1 protein-coding gene is annotated in these 244 nt (G+C 37.3%); it reads right to left on the reverse strand.

What is annotated here, in order from left to right; translation table 11 throughout:
- Window positions 1-10: 10 nt before the first annotated feature.
- Window positions 11-244: transcriptional repressor (locus R2R70_RS22490; protein WP_410979270.1), on the reverse strand; the 234-nt coding region annotated here is incomplete at its 5' end.

Consider the following 244-nt stretch of genomic DNA (forward strand, 5'->3'; position numbering starts at 1 on the left):
CTAGGATATACTAACTATTTGCATCACTAAACGCTTTACATGCAGCTTTATCATCACACTCTCCGTAAATATATAAAGAGTGGTTTGTTAAAGTAATACCGTTTTCTTGAGCTATTTCAAGCTGACGACGTTCAATCATCTCATCTTCAAACTCAACAACTTTTCCACACTTTAAACATACTAAGTGATCGTGGTGAGTACTGCCCGATAATTCAAATACCGACTTCCCGCCTTCAAAGTGATG

It is taken from the genome of Cobetia sp. SIMBA_158, assembly GCF_046566945.1.
GTDB lineage: Bacteria > Pseudomonadota > Gammaproteobacteria > Pseudomonadales > Halomonadaceae > Cobetia > Cobetia amphilecti.